This window comes from Luteolibacter sp. Populi, from assembly GCF_040801775.1.
GTDB lineage: Bacteria > Verrucomicrobiota > Verrucomicrobiia > Verrucomicrobiales > Akkermansiaceae > Haloferula.
This window is the reverse complement of record NZ_CP161812.1, coordinates 5,997,015-6,016,370: the sequence shown is the minus strand read 5'-3', so window position 1 is coordinate 6,016,370 and position 19,356 is coordinate 5,997,015. Positions and strand designations below refer to the sequence as shown.

At 64.2% G+C, this 19,356-nt stretch carries 18 protein-coding genes; 8 read left to right on the top strand and 10 right to left on the bottom strand.

Annotated features, from left to right (window positions below; genetic code table 11):
• Nucleotides 1-6 precede the first annotated feature (6 nt).
• Entirely contained in the window at nt 7-2,895 is a 2,889-nt protein-coding gene (locus ABWK72_RS24440; protein ID WP_367872194.1) for a PVC-type heme-binding CxxCH protein, read from the bottom strand.
• A gap of 181 nt (nt 2,896-3,076) precedes the next feature.
• Here ABWK72_RS24440 and ABWK72_RS24435 point away from each other — a divergent pair, with 181 nt between their 5' ends.
• From ABWK72_RS24435 to ABWK72_RS24420, 4 genes are all read left to right on the top strand, one after another.
• Nucleotides 3,077-4,237, top strand: a complete 1,161-nt coding sequence (locus tag ABWK72_RS24435; protein ID WP_367872193.1) for an FG-GAP repeat domain-containing protein — start codon at nt 3,077-3,079, stop codon at nt 4,235-4,237.
• Between the two features lie 66 nt (nt 4,238-4,303).
• Nucleotides 4,304-4,861 (top strand): suppressor of fused domain protein, encoded by a 558-nt coding sequence (locus ABWK72_RS24430; protein WP_367872192.1) that lies wholly within the window; start codon nt 4,304-4,306, stop codon nt 4,859-4,861.
• Between the two features lie 146 nt (nt 4,862-5,007).
• Nucleotides 5,008-5,808 carry an alpha/beta hydrolase gene (locus tag ABWK72_RS24425; protein WP_367875378.1) on the top strand — a complete coding sequence of 267 codons (801 nt, stop codon included), beginning with the start codon at nt 5,008-5,010 and terminating at the stop codon, nt 5,806-5,808.
• A gap of 16 nt (nt 5,809-5,824) precedes the next feature.
• The gene (locus ABWK72_RS24420; protein ID WP_367872191.1) at nt 5,825-6,190 is read left to right on the top strand and encodes a VOC family protein; all 366 of its coding nucleotides are present in this window, start codon (nt 5,825-5,827) and stop codon (nt 6,188-6,190) included.
• A gap of 238 nt (nt 6,191-6,428) precedes the next feature.
• Here ABWK72_RS24420 and gcvH read toward each other — a convergent pair whose 3' ends face one another.
• From gcvH to ABWK72_RS24395, 5 genes are all read right to left on the bottom strand, one after another.
• The gene (gene gcvH, locus ABWK72_RS24415) at nt 6,429-6,806 is read right to left on the bottom strand and encodes a glycine cleavage system protein GcvH (RefSeq protein ID WP_367872190.1); all 378 of its coding nucleotides are present in this window, start codon (nt 6,804-6,806) and stop codon (nt 6,429-6,431) included.
• Nucleotides 6,807-6,819: 13 nt separating this feature from the next.
• The gene (gcvT, locus tag ABWK72_RS24410) at nt 6,820-7,914 is read right to left on the bottom strand and encodes a glycine cleavage system aminomethyltransferase GcvT (RefSeq protein WP_367872189.1); all 1,095 of its coding nucleotides are present in this window, start codon (nt 7,912-7,914) and stop codon (nt 6,820-6,822) included.
• Nucleotides 7,915-7,984: 70 nt separating this feature from the next.
• Nucleotides 7,985-9,532, bottom strand: coding sequence for a hypothetical protein (locus tag ABWK72_RS24405; protein ID WP_367872188.1), 1,548 nt, complete (start codon nt 9,530-9,532; stop codon nt 7,985-7,987).
• A gap of 11 nt (nt 9,533-9,543) precedes the next feature.
• A complete protein-coding gene (locus tag ABWK72_RS24400) occupies nt 9,544-10,269 on the bottom strand; it encodes a hypothetical protein (RefSeq protein ID WP_367872187.1) in 726 nt (241 codons plus the stop codon).
• 45 nt (nt 10,270-10,314) lie between these two features.
• Nucleotides 10,315-10,632: an FmdB family zinc ribbon protein gene (locus ABWK72_RS24395; RefSeq protein WP_367872186.1), complete on the bottom strand. Its 318-nt coding sequence runs from the start codon at nt 10,630-10,632 to the stop codon at nt 10,315-10,317.
• Between the two features lie 151 nt (nt 10,633-10,783).
• Here ABWK72_RS24395 and ABWK72_RS24390 point away from each other — a divergent pair, with 151 nt between their 5' ends.
• The 3 genes from ABWK72_RS24390 (at nt 10,784) to dtd (ending at nt 12,321) form a co-directional block, all read left to right on the top strand.
• Nucleotides 10,784-11,392: a L,D-transpeptidase family protein gene (locus tag ABWK72_RS24390; protein WP_367872185.1), complete on the top strand. Its 609-nt coding sequence runs from the start codon at nt 10,784-10,786 to the stop codon at nt 11,390-11,392.
• Nucleotides 11,389-11,733, top strand: coding sequence for a rhodanese-like domain-containing protein (locus ABWK72_RS24385; protein WP_367872184.1), 345 nt, complete (start codon nt 11,389-11,391; stop codon nt 11,731-11,733). The genes ABWK72_RS24390 and ABWK72_RS24385 overlap by 4 nt, the downstream gene beginning before the upstream one ends.
• Nucleotides 11,734-11,868: 135 nt before the next feature.
• On the top strand, nt 11,869-12,321 hold the full coding sequence (gene dtd, locus ABWK72_RS24380) for a D-aminoacyl-tRNA deacylase (RefSeq protein ID WP_367872183.1): 453 nt from the start codon (nt 11,869-11,871) through the stop codon (nt 12,319-12,321).
• Nucleotides 12,322-12,378: 57 nt separating this feature from the next.
• Here dtd and ABWK72_RS24375 read toward each other — a convergent pair whose 3' ends face one another.
• The 4 genes from ABWK72_RS24375 to ABWK72_RS24360 form a co-directional block, all read right to left on the bottom strand.
• Nucleotides 12,379-13,566: a DUF4332 domain-containing protein gene (locus ABWK72_RS24375; RefSeq protein WP_367872182.1), complete on the bottom strand. Its 1,188-nt coding sequence runs from the start codon at nt 13,564-13,566 to the stop codon at nt 12,379-12,381.
• Between the two features lie 50 nt (nt 13,567-13,616).
• Nucleotides 13,617-16,325: a valine--tRNA ligase gene (locus ABWK72_RS24370; protein WP_367872181.1), complete on the bottom strand. Its 2,709-nt coding sequence runs from the start codon at nt 16,323-16,325 to the stop codon at nt 13,617-13,619.
• A 358-nt stretch (nt 16,326-16,683) separates the two neighbouring features.
• Nucleotides 16,684-17,727, bottom strand: a complete 1,044-nt coding sequence (gene lpxD / locus ABWK72_RS24365) for a UDP-3-O-(3-hydroxymyristoyl)glucosamine N-acyltransferase (protein WP_367872180.1) — start codon at nt 17,725-17,727, stop codon at nt 16,684-16,686.
• 21 nt (nt 17,728-17,748) lie between these two features.
• Nucleotides 17,749-18,381, bottom strand: coding sequence for an OmpH family outer membrane protein (locus ABWK72_RS24360; protein ID WP_367872179.1), 633 nt, complete (start codon nt 18,379-18,381; stop codon nt 17,749-17,751).
• A 115-nt stretch (nt 18,382-18,496) separates the two neighbouring features.
• Here ABWK72_RS24360 and panC point away from each other — a divergent pair, with 115 nt between their 5' ends.
• A complete protein-coding gene (gene panC / locus ABWK72_RS24355; RefSeq protein ID WP_367872178.1) occupies nt 18,497-19,342 on the top strand; it encodes a pantoate--beta-alanine ligase in 846 nt (281 codons plus the stop codon).
• Nucleotides 19,343-19,356: the final 14 nt, after the last annotated feature.

Here is a 19,356-nt window from a genome sequence, read left to right as displayed (position 1 = left end):
AAGAGATCAAGGATTCTTCGACTGGCGCAGGTAGAGGAAGAGATCGCGGACCTCGGGTTCTTCGAGGGTGCCGAGCAGGCCGGCGGGCATCATCGATTGCGGGCTGAGTTCGCGCTTGGCGATGCTGTCCTTCGGCACGGTGACGGTTTCCGCGAGGGTCCTGAGGGTCACGCTGGAGGCATCCTCCGCGGCCACGACGCCGGCCACGAGCTTACCGTCCTTGGTGGCGATGAAGGTCTGCTGGTAGTCCTTACCGATCACGGCATCGGGATCGAGGATGTTCTGGAGGAGGTAGTCGACGTCGCCGAAGCTACCGGGCAACTCCGGGCCGATCTTCCCGCCCGCGCCGAAGAGGGTGTGGCAGGCGGCACAGGTGCGCTCGAAGATCGCGCGGCCATTCATCGCATTGGCGCGGCGGATGGCGTCCTCTCCGAGGAACTTGCGGTAGCGGGCGATTTCCTCTTGGCGAGCCGCATTCGAGGGCTGGAGCGAGCCGAAGTTTTTCGCGAGCCAAGTGTCGAAGTCCTCGCGCTTCGCCGCCTGAATCAGGCGGGCCAGCGGCGCGGTGAGGTCCTTGGCGGGAATCCTCTTCGAATCGATCGCGGCGATCAGGGCCTCGATCCCGGCGGGCCGGGCGACCAGGGTGGAGAGGGCGGCGGACTTCTCCTTGGCGCTGCATCTGGCATAGCCGTCCAGCAGGAGGCCGGAAATACGAGGATCATCGTAGCTGGCGAGTGCGCGCAGGGCATCGAGACGCAGCGGTCCGGCCTCGACGGCAAGCTTGACCAGGGCCTCCAGCGAGGCGAGATCACGCTGGACGAGCAGCGCTTCCAGAGCTTCGCGGCGGGCTTCCGGCACGGCCTTGGAATTGGCGAGAACGGCGCGGAGTTCGCCGAGCGCGGCGGAGCTGCCGAAGATCAAGGACAGAGCGCGGGCCTGCTGGCGGATGCCCTCGTCGGTATCGGCGCGCAGCTTCGCATAGACCGCGGGCCACGTGGCCGGCTCGGGCAGGCGCTTGCGGCCCTTCGCGCCGTCTAGCATGCCGCGGAGGATGTCGCCGCGGGCGGCAGGCCCCGCTTCGCCGAGGTAGGTTGCCAGAGCGGCCATCGCGGGTGCTGCCTTGGCTTCATCCGCGATCGCCACCGCCACGATCCGGCGCGGGATGAATTCGCAGAGCGGTCCTTGGCGGGAGGCCTTGAGCAAGTCGACGCCGCGCAGGGGATCGACAGCGACGGAGGCTTCCGCGGCATACCAATTCATGAGCGGGAGGTTGTGATCCGTATCGTCGCCCGCGTGCCGGGCCAGCGCGTCTAAGAAGGGCCAACGGTCGCCGGGTGGGAGCTTCTGCGCGGCGGAGGAAAGACGCAGGCGCACGGAGGGCGAGGGATCGGTCGTCGCGAGTTCGGTCATGCGTGCCAACACGGCATCGGACGGTCGGCCCTGCTCGGTGATGCAAGTGATGGTCCAGCCGCGGACGAACTCGGAGGGCTGGGATAACGCCTTCAAGGCCGTGGCCTCGCTCAGGGCTCCCTGGCTGTGGAGGGCCCACAAGGCGCGGAGCTGGCGGGTATCGTCCGGATTCTCCAGCAGGATCTTCTCCAGCGCCGCCGTGGTTTCGGGCTTGGCCCCGCGCTCCTGGAGCAGGCGGCGGGCGTGACGGACGAACCAGTCGTTCGGGTGAAGCTGCATCGCCACGAGTTCCGCATCGCTGGCCTTTGCGAGATCGAGGGCGCGGGGCTTCACCGCATCGTTCACGATCTTGTAGAGGCGGCCGTTCGAGCGGTCGGTGAAGGCGCGCTGCTGGTGGCAGGGCACCTTGTCATACCAATCGCTGATGAAGACGCCGCCGTCCGGCCCGTATTGAGGGGAAAGGCCGCGGAACCAGGCGTCCGGACTATCGATGAAGTTGGTCTTGCGGGTGCTGCGGTAGCCGGAGCCCTCGCGGGAGAAGGTCTCGCAGCGGAGCTTGTTCATGTGGACGTCGTGGAAGAAGAAATTGTCCCGCCACTCCGCCGGGAAGGCATCGCCGAGGTAGACCATCGCGCCGCAGTAGCCGGCCTTCTCGTAGCGGCCCCAGGCGATGGTACGGATGTCATCGTAGATGTAGGGATTGAAGTGCGAGCCCGCCTGGCGGGTGTAGTGAGCGCCCTCGATCCCCTGCCACATGTGCGGCACCACACAGGCGGCGAAGAAGGCCTCGCCGTGGTCGTTCCAGTCGATCCCCCACTGGTTGCTCACGCCTTCGCACCAGCGTTCGAAAACCTTGCGCTGCGGATGGTAGCGCCAGACGCCAGCATTGACCGGCACTCGCTCGGCGTCGGATGCGCCAGGCTTGCCGACATTCGAATTCGTGAAGATCCCGTGGGTGCCGTAGAGCCAGCCGTCCGGACCCCAGGTGAAGTTGTTCAGGGTCTCGTGGGTGTCTTCCGCGCCCCAGCCATCGAGCACCACCTGCGGCTCGCCGTCCGGGACCGCGTCGCCGTCCTTGTCGGGAATGAAGAGCAGGTTCGGCGGGGAGCCGATCCAGACACCGCCAAAGCCGACCGCGATGCCGCTGCTGAAGGTTGCCTTGTCCCAGAAGACCGTGCGCTTCTCGAACTTGCCATCGCCATCCGCGTCCTCGAAGACCAGCACCTTATCCTTCGGCTGGCCGGGGGACTCGGGGTAGTTGGTATTTTCCAGCACCCAGAGGCGACCGCGGTCGTCGATGGTGTAGGCGATCGGCTGGACCACGTCCGGCTCGCTGGCGATGACTTCCACGCGGAAGCCGGGCGGCAGCTTCATCTTCTCCGCCGTGGCCGCGGCATCCAGCGCCGCGGTGGTGGCCACCGGGCGGTTCGGGTCGTCCTGCGCATGGAGGAGGGCGGGAAAGAGGAGGAGCGGAGCGAGGCGCATCTGCACAATACGTTAGGTCGGGCGAGGAGCTTCCGGGGATGACGAATGAAGTGTATGAAAGAAAAGGGAATTCGGCCCGGGCCTTGGAGTAAGACGGGGTGCTCAAGATCCCGCTTGCGCCCCCTTCTTCATCACACTTCATTCGTCATTCGGAAATTCCTCATTCGACATTCCTCTTCCCATGCGCGCGATTCCCTTTCTCCTTCTCCTTGCCTCCCCGATCTACGCCCTGCCCGAGGCACCTGCGGCGAAATTCCGGGCCCAGACGCTCGATGCCAAGCTGGGGATCGGCTACGGGCTCTCGATCGCGGACATCGATGGCGATGGCAAGGACGACATCGTGCTGGTGGATGCCAAGGAGACGGTGTGGTACCGCAATCCGGATTGGACCAAGCACAAGATGACCGGCGCGCTGACCAAGCTGGACCACGTCTGCGTGGCGGCCTGCGACATCGACCACGACAAGAAGGCGGAAGTGGCGGTCGGCGCGGAGTGGAATCCCGGCGACACCAAGAACAGCGGCGCGGTCTTCACGCTGACGGCCCCGCAGGACCGGGTGGAGGAGTGGGTGGCGCAGCAGCAGCACCGCGAGCCGACCGTGCACCGCATGCACTGGGTGAAGAAGGCCGGAGACCAGTGGTTCCTCGCAGTCCTGCCGCTGCACGGTTGCAACAACGTGAACACCGAGGGCGACGGAATTCGATTCCTCGGCTACGAGCCGCAGAAGGAAGCGACGAAGGAGTGGCCGACTTTCCTGATCAACGACCAGTTCCACCTCGCCCACAATTTCGATCCGGTCACCTGGGCCGGGACCGCGGGTGACTCGATGCTGGTAGCCTGCAAGGAAGGCGTGCACCGGGTTCACCAGCAAGACGGAGCATGGAAAGCCACCCGCATGACCGAGAAGGGCGCGGGCGAAGTCCGGCTCGGCAAGCTGCCCAACGGCAAGCGCATGATCGCCACGATCGAGCCCTTCCACGGCAACCAGGTCGCGGTGAATCCCGAGGCGGAGAGCGGCCTTTGGTCGCAGAAGCGTGTCCTGTTAGACGACACGCTCGCGGAGGGGCATGCGCTGGCAACGGCGGATTTCCTCGGGCTAGGCTATGACCAGCTCATCGCCGGTTGGCGGAAGGGCGACAAGAGCAAGAAGGTCGGCATCCGGCTCTATGTTCCGACCGCCGAGGATGGTAGCGCCTGGAAGCTCCACGCCACGGTCGATGACAACACGATGTCCTGCGAGGACTTCAAGGTCGCGGACCTGAACGGGGACGGGAAGCCGGATATTATTGCGGCCGGGAGGGCGACGAAGAATCTGATCGTCTACTGGAATGAGGGATCTTGAGTCCGGAGACCCCTTGCGCTGGAGTGAAATCATTCAGACCTATTTTTCTTTCCTTACCAGCTCCAGATGAGTGCCCCACCCTTCCTCCGCGAAGTCTATCGCGAACATGTCGACCATTTCGGCGAGCCCACCGATTCGATTGTTTTTGACGACGATATCTCCTGCGAAGGCTATCCTGCGCGGATCGACATCCTCATCTGGGATGCCGACGACCATTGCGACATGACAACTTTCAGCACCATCGGCATGTCGTCCGTACCCATGCCGAAGGCTGCTTACCGGGCGGAACTCCATTTCGCGGTGAGAAGACACCTCGATGACAAGGACAAGCACCGGATTGCGCGTTTCCTGGCAAATCTTGCGATGTATCCGTTCCAGGTTGGAGATCCTCTTGATTGGTGGCACACTCTTCGGGATCCCGGACCGATCCCGCTTTATGACACTGCTAGCTGCGCGTTGCTGTACCCGCGTTTTGTCGAAGACGGATGGGACACTAGCATGATCGGCGACCAAGAGGTTCGGTTCCTGAACGTAATTCCAATCACGCCCACCGAGAAGGATCTTCGAGAGATTGATCTGATCGAGGACGCACTCTCCGGGCTCGATATCTTTGAACCCCGATGACAACGGCTTACAGGTATCGTGTCACCCTTGAAAGTCCCGGCTACTAGCAGCGTTCCGGATAGATGCTCCGCCACCTCCTGCTCGCCACGGCCTTCTCCACCCTCGCGCTCGCCGAGGACCCCTCCCCTACCTTGTCCCTCCCGGAGATGCCGGAACCGGTGCTCGGTCCGGACTCGATGCCGAAGGAGGGCGTACCGAAGGGGACGGTGACGAGCCATGTGTGGAAGGACTCGAAGGTCTTCCCGGGCACGATCCGCGAGTATCACGTTTACACGCCGGTGCAGTATGATGCGGCGAAGCCCTGCGCGGTGATGGTCTTCCAGGACGGCCACTCTTACTTGAATCCGACCGGCGAGTGCCGGGCGACGGCTGTCTTCGACAACCTGATCCACGCGAAGGAGATCCCGCCGGTCATCGGGATCTTCATCAATCCCGGCCACCTCGCTGCGGAGCTGCCGAAGGAGCCGTGGAAAAGCAGCAACCGCAGCGTGGAATACGACACGCTCTCGGATGCCTACGCGCGCTTCCTATTAGAAGAGATCCTGCCCGAGGTGGCAAAGGCCAAGAACCTGACGACCGATCCCGAACAGCGCGCGATCTGCGGGATGAGTTCCGGCGGGATCTGTGCATGGACCGTGGCCTGGCAGCGGCCGGATGCCTTCCGCAAGGTGGTCTCCCAGATCGGTTCCTTCACCAATATCCGCGGCGGCGATGTGTATCCCGGAATGATCCGCAAGGCGGAGAAGAAGCCGATTCGCGCCTTCTTCCAGGAAGGGATCGAGGATCTCGATAATCCTCACGGCTCCTGGCCGCTGGGGAACCTGCAGATGCAGGCGGCGCTCAAGTTCGCGGGCTACGACCACCGCTTCGTGTGGGGCCATGGCCAGCACAGCGGCAAGCACGGCGGGGCGATTTTCCCGGGCACCTTGCGCTGGTTGTGGCGGTGATTTAGGCTGGGAGGTTATGTCCCGTATCTTCGACCACATCGACCTCCGCGTGCCAGATCTGGCCGCCGCAGAGGGCTTCTATCGGCAGTTGCTGCCAGCCCTCGGTTTCACTCGGGAGATGGACATCGAAGGCTGGCTGCAATTCGAGAGCGAGAGCGGCGATCGGTTCTTCGGGGTGACGGAATCGCCGGGACACCGGGCCAATGAGAACCGGATCGCCTTCCATGCGAAGAGTGCCGGGGAGGTCGATCGGCTGGCCGGGGTCGCGAAAGCGGCAGGAGCGCGGGAGATCGAAGGGCCGATGGATTATGAGGAGGCGTATTATGCAGTGTTTTTCGAGGACCCTTGCGGGAACCGCTTCGAGGTGGCTTGCCGGAGATGAGAAGCTGTTTGGAATTGCTACCGCTTTGCCGGAAAGGACGGCTCTTCCCCTGGGGGCGCGGAGCCACCGGCCCGCAGAATGGTCCCTCGCTGCGGTGGGCAAGAAAAAGCCAGCAGCCAAGCGACGGCCCTCTCCATTTGATCGTCGTGATGGATAGCAATGCCAAGGCTGCTTCTGCGGGGCAGTGCCTCCGCGCCCCCAGGCGCTGACGCGTTCTTCGAGACCCAAGGGGCCTCTCTCACCCGATCATCGCCTCATACCCGGTGGCATCGAGGAGCTGATTGAGCTGACCCGCGTCCTTGACCTTGAGCTTGAAGATCCAGCCCTTGCCGTAGGGATCGGTATTGACCAGCGAAGGATCGGCTTCCACCGCGTCGTTCACTTCCACGACCTCGCCGGAGATCGGGGCGTAGATGTCGCTGGCGGCCTTGACCGATTCCACGACCGCGGTCGGGTCGCCGACATCGACGGTCTTGCCGACGGGCGGCAGCTCGACGAAGACGACATCGGTCAGCTCTTCCTGGGCGTGGTCGGAGATCCCGACGGTGGCGATGTCACCTTCGAGAAGGACCCACTCGTGGGACTTGTTGTAGCGGAGATTTTGCGGAACATTCATCGGGATACGAAGCTTATGCTTTCTGCGCGGCGGGCTTGTAAAACGGTTTCTTCACCACCTTCGCCGGGAAGTGGCGGCCGCGGACATCGACCAGCAGATCGGTGCCGGGCTTGGCGAGGGCGGCGGGGACGTAGGCCATGGCGATGCCCGTGCCGAGGCTGGGCGAAAGCACGCCGCTGGAGAGCTCGGAGATGACCTGGCCGTCGGCATCGAGCAGCGGGTAGTGCGAGCGCGGCGGCGCGCCCTTGTCGGTGTATTCGAGGGCGACGAGGCGCTGCGCGGGGCCCTCGGCCTTTTGCCTGGCGAGGGTTTCGCGACCGATGAAGTCGCCCTTTTCCAGATCCACGAAGAAGCCGAGGCCGGCCTCGATCGGCGTGCGCTCCGGCGAGAGGTCGCTGCCATTGAGCGGGTAGCACATCTCCAGGCGCAGGGTGTCGCGCGCGCCGAGGCCGCAAGCCTGGGCACCGGCGGCGATGAACTTTTCAAACCAAGCCTCGCCCTCCCCGGCGGGACAGAAGAACTCGAAGCCATCCTCTCCGGTGTAGCCGGTGCGGCAGACGACGGCCTCGCCGCCCTCCACGGCAAAGCGGACGATGCCATTGCGCGGCGGCAATTCCTGGCCGGGGCAAGCGCTCGCGAAGGCGGCGGCGGATTGCGGCCCCTGCACGGCCATGCCGGCCCAAAGCGCGCTTTCGTTCGAGAACTCCACGTCTTCCGGTTGGTGCTTGGCCATCCAAAAGTAGTCTTCCTCGATCATTGAGGCATTCACCACCAGGAAGAAGTTGTCCTCCGCGGTGCGATAGACGATCAGGTCATCGATCACTCCGCCGCTCTCATTGAGCAGGAAAGAATACTGGCCTTGGCCTGGCGCAAGCTTGGCGACATTGTTCGCGAGCATGCGGTTGAGCCAGCCGAGCGCGCCGGGGCCGCTGACGATGAACTGGCCCATGTGCGAGATGTCGAAGATGCCAGCCGTCGCGCGCACCGCGCCGTGCTCGTCCATGATCGACGTGTATTGGACGGGCATGTTCCAGCCGGCGAAGGGCACCATGCGGGCGCCGAGGCGGACGTGGAGGGATTCGAGCGGAGTGCTCTGGATGGTGCTCACCCGGCGAGCCTGCGGAGTCCGCCCGGCTTGTCAAACCACCCTCCGGGGCGCGGGGGAATTTTGACCGATTTCAGCGCTTGTTCCGGGAATCACGGGACTTCTCCAGATCGTAGGCCTTGTTCATCACATCGAGCGTGCCGGTCACCCGGTCATGGCGCTGCGGGCGGGGCCGGAGTTCCAGTTCCTCCTTCAGGCGCACGTAGTCGTCGAATTCGCCGCTGAGCTCGCGGGCCTGGGAGATCTCGATGAAGTTGAGGTAATCCTCGGCACGCCGGGAGCGCTCGACGCGGATCTTGCGCTGGGCGGCCAGCTCCTCGAGTTGCTTGGCGATCTTTGCCCCGCTCTTGCCCGCGACGAGGTCGCGCAGGACGCCTTGGTACTCGGACAGCAAGGCCCGGTAGGAAGGAAAGCAACGGTAGCTCAGGCGGATCAGCGCTTCATCGGCATGCCGCGTGGCCTCGACCCGCTCCGGCTCCTTGAGGGCGGCGAGTTCCTGCCAGCCATCGAGGCCGCGGGTCATGGGATTGTCGTTCGCGTCGCGGATGTGGAATTGGAGCGCGTCATCCAGCGCGAGCTCGGTATTGGGGACGGAGATGACCTCGGTCAGTGGCGGCTGGATAATCTGGGCGAGCTTGAGCGCCCACCATTTCGCGAGGCTATTGGCGGAGAGATTGAGCTGGGGGAAGTGCTTGCGCAGCAGCACCGGCATCTCGCCGGAGAAGAGCGCCGCCTCCCCGCAGAAGGAGCGGAAGGCGCCGCGGCCATCGGGCTGCTCCAGCAGCGCCATCACCAAGGCTCCGGAGAGCGCGCGGAAGGAGAGCTTCGAGGCCCCGTCCAAGCGCCGGAAATTCGAGTCCGGGAGTTCGAAAATTTCATCCGGCGTGAAGCCGCCGCCCTGGCGGAAGACACCTTCGTAGATGCGGCGGTCGGCACGATTGGTGCGCCACCTCTCGGCTTCGACAAGGCCTTCCACCAACCACGGACGAACCACCGGGATCGGGTTCTCGTCGTCCTCCTCCGGCTTCATGTTCCGCAGCGCGCGCTCGTAGAGCAGCATGTTCAGCGCGGCGCGCTCGAGCAATTCATGGTCGATGCCGCGGGCAAGGTGAATGCGGATGCGCAGGAAGTAGGCATTCGGCGTGACGATGACCTGATAGATGACATTCCGCGACAGGGGCTCGGCGGAGAGGACCACATCCACGGGAATCTTGAAGGGCTCCAACTGGTTCTTCGGTCCGACCCGGAAGGTATCCTCCTTCTTGTCCTCGTCAGGCTTCAGCTCGGTCTCCCGCAGCAGGCCCTCGAAGGCGTTCTTGGTCTGTTCTAACAGCAGTACGACCGAGCCGCGCTGCTTGGCGTCGCCGCCGTAAACACGGAACATCCCGGAAAGGCTGATGGCCCGTTCCTCCGCGGCGGGCTGCGGGAGATTGCCGCCGGGCGCGACGATCACCGGTCCTTCGTCGACGGGAATTGCCGCGGGCGGCGGCTCCTCGTCCACGGGCACGGCAGCGGGTGGCGGGTCCTCCGCGGGAATCGCAGGCACCGGCGGCTCCTGGGCCGCGAGCAGGCGGACGGAGGCGGCGAGTAGCAAACTCAGGCGGATGGAGCGGCGCGACATGAGGTGACAGTCTAGAAGTTGCCGTCGGCCTCCGGCAAGGCCGAGCCGCCGGGCCGGGGATCAAGCACCAGCTTGCCCTTCTCGATCGAGATGCGGGCCATCTCGCGGAAGGCGTGGTTGAGCTCGCTCTCGTAAGCTTTCGCGAGGTTCTCGAAGGACGGCAGCGCGAGGATCAGGAAGCCCTGCGGCACGACCAATTGGCCGAAGCGACCGCCCTTGACGACCTTCTGCGCGAGCACGGTATCCGGCACCTGCGGGAAGAAGGTGCCGCCATCCCGGATGATGTGGGTCATCGAGGTGTCGTTCAGCTCGATGGTCTGCTCGACGCGGAAATACATCGAGGTGGTGATCTGGTGGCCCGCGACGGTGCGGAGCAGGATAAGCTCCGCGCGGTCCTTCTCGAGCCGGACGCGCGCGCCATCGAGAGTGACGTATTTTTCCAGCAGGCCACCCTGCTTCGCGGCGAGGGTCTGCCGGAGGTATAGGTTGATTTCCTCCTCCGTGAGGCTCAGCGGGAAGCTCTGGTTGACCGCGTTCTTGAGGACCTGGTTCAGGTCCCGCGTGCGGCTACTTGCGGCGGACGGGGCGTGGCCCTTGAGATCCGAGAGATCCTGCGGCTGGGCGATGAACCAGACGGCGACCCCGAGGCCCGCGACGCCGGCGAAGGTGATCAGCGAGGCCAGCTTGCCGAGGCAACTGCCGCGGCGTTTCGGGGATTCCTTTGTCTCTTCGGCCATGTGCGGAGAGGGCGTAGCAAACCCGCCCGCGTTTGGGAAGGGCGCTCAATCGGCGCTTTTCGCTGGCGCGGACGAAGGTGCCGGCGCTGCGGCGGGAGCGGCTGCCGGCGCGGACTCGGCCGGCTTGGCGGGTTTGGAGGCGGCGCTGTCCTGCTTCGCCCCTTCCTGGTAGGAATTCGAGCGGTAGTCGGTCTGGTAAAAGCCCGAACCCTTGAAAATCAATCCGGCCCCGGTGCCCAGCAGACGCCTGACCTTGCCCTCGCAGCCTTCCTGCGGACAATCCTCGAGCTTCGCGTCATTCATGCTCTGGAAGACCTCGAAGCGGTGGCCGCAAGTTTGGCAGACGTAATCGTAGTTGGGCATGAGTGGGATACGGACGGGGGGATTGGTAGCAGGGTTTGGGGGAGGTGCAAGCGTGGCGAAATCCGGTAAAATGCAGAAAAAGCAGCATTTAAAGTCCAACAGGGTTGACCCCTCCCCCACCTCGGTTTAAGATCCGCCCATCCGAAACACCATGAGAGCCCGATTCATCCCTGCCATCCTGTTGCCCCTCCTCGCCGTCTCCTGCAGCCCGACCGACGGCGGCATGAGCGGCGAATCCCATTACATGGCGGGCTTCAACGGCAAGCGCGAGCACGATTGGAAATCGAGCCCGATCCCCGATGACGTGTCGTATTGGGACGGCGATCACTTGACCGGCTCGCCCGCGATCACCATCGACCTCACCCAGCAGAAGGCCTTCTTCTACAAGGGCGGCCAGCTTGCCGGCGTGTCCCGGCTCTCGACTGGCAAGGAAGGTCGCGGCACTCCCTCCGGCACCTACAAGGTCAACCAGAAGGACAAGTGGCACCGCTCTTCCAGCTACGGCGTCTTCAAGGAAAAGGGCACGGACCGGATCGTGGATGACGACGCGGAGGCCCACAACGAGCCGGTACCCGCGGGCTGCTACTACGAGGGCGCACCCATGTTCAACTACCTGAACTTCGCTCCCGCCGTCGGGATGCACACCGGCTACCTGCCCGGCTACGCCGCGTCCCACGGCTGCGTCCGCATGCCGGACAAGATGGCTCAGAAGTTCTTCGAAAATGCCCAGATCGGCACGCCTGTGACCGTGAAGCGATGAGCCCCGGCCTGCCGGACCCGCAGGCCGTGATGGAACTCACACCGGCCCAAGTCTCCGGACTGCTGCCCGCCATCCGCCGCGGCGAAATCGAGCTGATCGATTGCCGTGAGGACGACGAGTGGCGCTTCAACCGGATCGAGGGCGCGCGCCTGGTGCCGCTGACCCGCTTCGCGGAATTCGCCGTGCCGGAGAAGCCCGTGATCCTCTACTGCCACCACGGCATGCGCTCGCTGCGCGCGGCAGGCTACTGGAAGTCCCGCGGCTTGGACGAAGTCTGGTCGATGAGCGGCGGGATTGATCGATGGTCCGCGGAGGTGGATCCGAGCGTGCCGGTCTATTGAAGAGAATGACGAATTTCGAATTCCCGAATGTCGAATGAAGTGTGGCAGGAGTGTGAAGAAGCTTCGCTGCCTCTCCCCTCTCTAACAGACACTTCATTCGACATTCGGAAATTCTGAATTCGTCATTTATTACCGATGCGCGCCGTCATCCAACGTGTCTCCTCCGCCTCGGTCACCATCGATGGCGAGACCGTCGCATCCATCGGCACGGGTCTCTTGATCCTGCTCGGCATCGAGGACGGAGACGGCACGGAAGACATCTCTTGGCTGGCTGCGAAGATCGCGCGGATGCGGATCTTCCCCGACGACGCGGGCCTGATGAATCTCTCGCTGCCCGACTGCAGCGGCGAGGCGATCGTGGTCAGCCAGTTCACGCTGCATGCCTCGACCAAGAAGGGCAACCGGCCCTCTTTCATCCGCGCCGCGCGACCGGAGATTTCGGAGCCGCTCTACCGGCAGTTCTGCGAGGCCCTCGAATCCGAACTGGGCAAACCGGTGGGCCGCGGACGCTTCGCCGCGGATATGAAGGTTTCCCTCGTCAATGAGGGCCCTGTCACCATCGTGATCGATACTCGTAATCGGGAGTAAGAGGCTTTCAGTTCCCGTCATTCGACATTCGGAAATTCCTCATTCGACATTCTCCCCCTACTTCTTAATCCGGATCGAGGTCCCGCAGAAGGTGCAGTTGAACCACTTGAAGGTCATCACGTGCAGGGCCAGCCCGCCGATGTAGCCGAACAGCGGCAGATGGTGCGCCTTCTTGTTCTTGAGGCAATGCTTCGGCACGTAGAGCCGCTGCGCGCAGACCCGGCACTTGGCGCGGGCACTGACGGTCGCATAGAGCAGGCCGAGAATCGGCACGGCGATCGGGAAAGCGATGATCCATTCCGGCACCCAAGCGAACTTCTCCGGCATCTCGTCGTGCAGGATCAGCAGCGGCGCGGCGGTCACCGCCAGTGGAATGGAGATCTGGAGCAGCACCGCGAAGAGCCCGCCGAACCATACCTTGAGGGGCTGGTCGTGGAGCACGCCGCGGATGAAAAAGCGGGAATCCGGGCTGCGGCCCTTGTTGGTCTCCGGTCGCGGCGAGCGCAGCAGGGCGATCCGGTCATCATCCATGCCACTCTTCGAGGCGGAGGCGCGCGGGGCAGGCGCCTCGCCCTGGACTTCCTCGACCGTGCGCAGGCGCGACGTGTCGATTCCGCGCCGCCCGGAGGACGTCATCATATCGCCGATCTGCACGGCGGCACTGACGTCGGCACGGCGGCCGACCCGCGGGGCGTCCGGAATGTGGGCCTCTTCAGGATCGGGATTCGTCACGGCCACCCGCACATCCAGATCGCCTTCGGCACGGTTGAGCACCGGCGCGATGGCGATCTCGGATGGCGCGATCCCCTGCTCCGCGAGCGTGCGCGGGGGCAAGGGCAGCGCCACCGGAGCCGCGGCCAGCATCACCAGCACCTCCGGATCGGCTTCAAAATTCACCAGCTCCACCACCACCGGCTCCGGGTCGGATTCCACCTCCGGTACGTCTTCCACCACGGTCAGCACCGGGGCTTCAGCGGGCAGGCTAGCGCTTTCCGCAGCCTTCTCCCTCTTCCGGGATGGCCGGGGCGCGTCCAGCAGGCGGGCGGCCGAGGCCACCCAGCGCTCGACCTTTTTCCGCTCCGGCACGCGCACGACAAGACGGAACTTCTCGTTGGCCTTGGACATCTCGCGGACGAGAACGTCGACGTTCGCCTTGGCAACCGAGTTCAGATCCGTCCAGCCGGCGGTTTCCAACAGTTCGACTTCATCCGAATCGATGCCTTCAATGGTGAGCAGTTCCGACATTCTTCGACGACGGGAGGGAGATTATGAATTGGAATGCAGGATGCAAGGCATCATCCGAGACCCTCGAGCATCTCGCGAAGTTGGGCCAGCTTGGTGCGCCACTCGGTGATCCGCGCCTTCTCCTGCTCGACCACCTCCGCCGGGGCGCGGGCGATGAAGCTTTCGTTGGCCAGCTTGGCTTCACTGCGGACGAGTTCCTGTTCGAATTTCGCGATTTCCCGCGTCATCCGGACCTTCTCCGCGGCCACGTCGATCAAGCCCTCCAGCGGCAGGTAGATTTCGCCCACCGGGGTCAGCGCCACCGGTGTGCCTTTCGGGGCCTCGTACGTGGAATCAAGCAGGATCTCCCCCGCCCCGGCCAGCAGGGCGAGCACCTGCTGCTGTTCCTCCAGCCAGGCCACGGCCCCCTTCACCACCAGCTTCACATCGCGGCGCGCGGCCACGTGATACTCGGTCTTCAGGTTGCGGAGGCGGCCGGCGGTCTCGTAAATCGCCGCCGCCTTGTTCTGCTCGATCGCCAGATCGTCCGCGGAGAGTCCGGCGAGCACCGGCTGCTCCGGTAGCTCGGCTTCCATCAGGAACTCGCCTGCATCGACGTAACCCATGTTCAAGGAAAGCTCCTCGGTCAGGTGGGGCATGTAGGGGTGGAGAAGCTGCAGGAAGCGGCTCATCACCGTATCGATGACCGAAAGGGTCACCACACGGGCCTCCGGCGTCGCGGTCTCACGCAAGTCGCCCTTCACCGCTTCCAGGAACTTGTCGCAAAACTCGCTCCACAGGAACTCATACAAGCGCTGGGCGATCTCGCCGAAACGATAGTCGCCGTAGGCACGGGTGAGATCCACCGCGAGTTCGTCCAGCTTCGCGAGGATATCGATGTGGAAACAGTTCGCCATCCCCACCAATCCCTCGTCTTCCTCAACGTCGGTTTCCGGGAACTCGATCGTCCCGCCCATCTGGCGGAAACGGCAGGCATTGTAGAGCTTGTTGGCGAAGTTCCGGCCTTCCTCCATCTGCACTTCGTCGAAGCGCAGGTCGCTACCGGTCGGCGCGATCCGCATCAGGCCGAAGCGCAGGCCGTCGGCACCGTACTGGTCCATCATGTCGAGCGGATCCGGCGAGTTGCCGAGCGTCTTCGACATCTTTTGTCCCTTCATGTCGCGGATCAGCGAGGTGAAATAAACATTCTTGAATGGCAGTTCTCCCTCGAAGCGGAAGCCCGCCATGATCATGCGCGCCACCCAGAAGAAGATGATGTCCGGACCGGTCACCAGATCGGTGGTCGGGTAGAATTTCTTCAGCGTCGGCGTCTCCTCGCCCACGTCCGCCATGGTCGCGAAAGGCCAGAGCCAGGAGCTGAACCAGGTGTCCATCACGTCCTCATCGCGCACCCACCCGGCTTCATCGGCGGGAGCCTCGATACCCACGTGGATGTCCCCGGATTGGAAGTCCGCCATGTCGAGCGACTCGGCATTCTTGAGCCCTTCCAGCTTGTCCTTGCGATACCACACCGGGATCTGGTGCCCCCACCAGAGCTGGCGGCTGATGCACCAGTCCTGCAGGTTCTCCATCCAGTGCGCATAAGTCTTCGCCCAGCGCTCGGGCCGGATCTGGATCTCGCCATTCGCCACCGCATCCGCGGCTTCTTGCACGCGGGGATACTTGAGGAACCACTGCATCGAGATCCGCGGCTCGATCGGCACGCCGGCGCGCTCGGAGAAGCCGACGTTGTTGTCGTATTCCTCCACCTTGATCAGCAGGCCCATCTCCTCGAGCTTCGCCGCCGCTTTCCGGCGCGCCACGAAGCGGTCGAGACCGTGCAGGTCCGGCACCTCCGGGCAGTTGATGAAGGCCTCCGGAGTGAGCACATCGATGATCGGCAGATTGTGCCGAAGGCCGATCTCGAAGTCCGCCTTGTCGTGCGCCGGCGTGATCTTGAGCGCGCCGGTGCCGAACTCGATGTCCACGTGGTCGTCCGCGATCACCGGGATGGGCGCGTGCGGGAAAGGACGGTAGACCGTGCGGCCCACATACTTCGTGAAACGCGGATCCTTCGGGTTCACTGCCACGGCCACATCGCCCATCAGGGTTTCGGGACGGGTGGTGGAAATTTCGAGGAACTCGCCCGGTGCATCCGTGAGTTCGTACTTCATGTAGTACAGCTTCGAGCGCTGCGGCTTCATGATCACCTCCTCATCGGAGAGCGCGGTCAGCGACACCGGGCACCAGTTCACGATCCGCTTGCCGCGGTAGATCATGCCTTCCTTGAACAGCTCCACGAAGACGTGGCTCACCCACTTGGTGTAGGCGGCGTCCATGGTGAAGCGCTCGCGCGACCAATCGCAGGAACAGCCCAGCCGCTTGAGCTGGCTGATGATGATATTGCCGTGCTTCTCCTTGAAATCCCAGACGCGCTTCAGGAACTCCTCGCGGCCGAGATCGCGGCGCGTGAGCTTTTCCTTCTCGCGCAGCTCGCGCTCCACCTTCGCCTGGGTCGCGATGCCCGCGTGGTCGGTGCCGGGCAGCCATAGCACTTCCTTGCCCTCCTGCCGCGCGCGGCGGGCCAGGATGTCCTGGATGGTATTGTTGAGGACGTGTCCGAGATGCAGGATGCCCGTGACGTTCGGCGGCGGAATGACGATCGAATACGCGGGCTTCTCCGAGGCGGGGTCGGCCTCGAAACATTTCCCTTCGATCCAGGCGGCATACCACTTGGCTTCCACCGCTTGGGGTTCGTAGGCTTTTGGCAAATCGGACATGGCGGCGGAGGGGATGCCAGAGCCCCCCGCTTTGTAAAGGGGCGGGGCGCGAAAGAAGCGTCTTGTCCCTCATCTTCAACAGGTCGGACCCGTCCCGGGACCGCGCTCCGAAGCTCCGCCTACGCAAATCCCGCCGCACGCGATAGCGTGATGGCGGCAGGGGGCAAAATCGGCCATGACTATTCCCGTAGCCGACGCCGCCCCCAAGCCGAGAGCTGCTTCCCCCCGGAACCCGGATAACCACCCGCCGCTTTCGTTCCCCCCGACGATCCGGCGGGTGTTTCGTTTCCGGCTTCCCGGCAGGATTGCGACCGCCGGACTGGTCTTGAAGAGGAGCGGTAGGAAGAAGCTCTTCGCTTCAATCCCTGGCAGCTCCGTTCTCTGGCTTCTTCTCCAGCGCCTTCACCCGCTCCACGAGCTTCGGCAATTGCCGGATCAGCGCGCGCGAGCGCTGCTCCTCCATGAAGGGCCTGGCTGGCATCCCGCTATAAGTCTGTCCGCCTTCAAGATCCGCGGTCGCACCGGCCCGCCCGGCCAGCACCGACTTCGCGCCCACCTTCACATGGCCTCCCACACCCGCTTGCGCGGCCACTACCACGTGATTCCCGATGCGGGCACTCCCCGCGATCCCGGCCTGCGAAACCACCAGGCAGTGCTTCCCGATCTGCACGTTGTGCGCGATCTGGACGAGGTTATCGATCTTGCTCCCCTCGCCTATCACGGTCCGCCCGAAACGGGCCCGGTCGATCGTCGTGTTCGCCCCGATCTCAACATCGTCCTGGACCTCCACGATCCCGACCTGATCGATCTTCACATGGCGACCTTCGACCCATTCGTAGCCGTAGCCGTCCGAACCGATCACCGCACCCGGTTGAACCGTCACCCGGTCTCCCAGCGTGCAACGCTCGCGCACGGAGACATTCGCATGCAGCAGGCAGTCGCGCCCGATCCGGGCCTTCTCGCCGACCACGCAGTTCGGGCCGATCTCCGTGCCCTCCCCGATCTCGGCAGCGGCCATGATCACGGCACCGGCATGCACGCATACCTTCGCCGGATCCAGCTTCGCCGACTCGTCCACCACCGCACGCGGGTGAATCCCCGGCGCGAAGGGCCTGGCCACTTCCGCCACGAAATGCTTCACCGCATGGGCGAAGGCGAACGAAGGATTGTCCGCCGCGATCAGGGCGCAGCCATCGGGTCCTTCCGCCACCCCGCGCGGCACGATGACCGCGCCGGCGCGAGTCACCAGGAACTGCGCCCGGTACTTCTCGTTGCCGAGGAAGGACAACTCCGATGCACCCGCATCTTCCAGCGCCGCGATGCCCTCGATCAAAAGATCGAGCCCGCCCCGGACGATGTTACCATCGACCAGCCGGGCGAGCTCGGAAAGAGTCAGGGCCACAATTCGGCGGCTAAAATCCAATCACTCACCCAGGGGAACCGGCACCAGGGGAGCTTCCTCGGAAGGCTTGCTCTCGGCCGGCGCATCCTTGTTCAGCTCCTTGAGCAGCACCGCGGTGATGTCGGTGGCGTCCTTGGTGTAGAGGAAGAAAGGAACCTGCGAGGTGCTCAGGCCGGACTTGTCGAAGACGTAGTCGAAGTCTTCCGCCTTGGCCTTCTCTTCCACCAGTTTGCGGATCTCTTCGAGGATGCCCTTCATGCGCTGCACCATCTTCTCGTTGAGGCTCTGGTTGCGGCGCTGCAGGAACTCGCGGCGTTCGCGGTCGAGCATGATGCCCTCCTGCTGCTTGACGTTCCACTCGGTGAAGACGGACTGCTTCTTGGAATCCGCGATCGAGGGGTCTTCCAGCTGCTTGCGCATGCCCTGAAGGTCGGTATCCAGCGTGCGGATCCGGTCGAGCCGCTCGTTGTTGTCCTTCTGGATCTTCGCCCGCTCGACGTTGATTTCCTTCTGCGCCTCGTTGGTGCGATGGTATTCCTTGAAAAGCTGCTGCATATCGACGGTGGCGATCTTCAGCTTGCCTTCTTGGGCCGCGGCGGTCCCGAGGAGGGCGGTGGCAGCCACGAGGGCGATGAAACGGCGGATGATGGTCATTGAATGGAAGGGGTTCCCCTTGGGATCGGCACGGACGTTGAACCGAAAAAACCGCAGCGTCAACGCCCCATCCGGCCCTTGCACAAGCGTGTTCCTGCTTCATTCTCCGCCCGTCATGCGCATCGCCGCCACCGCTTCCGACCTGCGCCGCGAAATCGCCGGCCTGCCCCGCCCGCTGGTTCTCGTGCCGACCATGGGTGCCCTGCACGAAGGCCACCTCGCGCTGGTCCGCCGCGCCCGCCAGGCCGCCGGCCCGCAGGGCAGCGTCGCCATGTCGATTTTCGTCAATCCGATCCAATTCGACCGCCCCGGCGACCTGGCCGCCTACCCCCAACCGCTGGAGGACGACCTGGAAAAGTGCCGCCAAACCGGGGTGGACCTCGTTTTCACCCCGGAAACGGGCGCGATGTATTTCCCGGACCGCTCGATCACGGTGACGGAATCGCTACTTTCCACCCACCTCTGCGGGGCCACCCGCCCCGGCCATTTCGACGGCGTCTGCACCGTCGTCCTCAAGCTCTTCAACCTCTTCCAGCCCGACTCCGCGGTCTTCGGGGAAAAGGATGTCCAGCAGCTCGCCATTCTCCGCCGCATGGTCCGCGACCTCGACGTCCCGGTGGAAATCATCGGCCACCCCACCGTCCGCGAGCCGGACGGCCTGGCGATGTCCTCCCGCAATGTCCGCCTCAGCCCCGGGCACCGCGCCGATGCCCCGCGCATCCGCCGCGCCCTGGAAGGTGCCCGCTCCCTCCTCCAATTCGGCGAACGCGCCGCCGCCCCCTACCTCGCCGCCGCCCGCAAGCACCTCGAAGATTCGCCCTTCCTCCGCATCGACTACCTCGAACTGGTCGACGCCGAGACCCTGCAACCCGTCGGCCACATCAAGAAGCCCGCCGTCCTCGCCACTGCCGTCTTCTACGGCGATGTGCGCCTGATCGACCACGTCAGCCTGCTGCCCTGAGCCAGCTGTGCGAA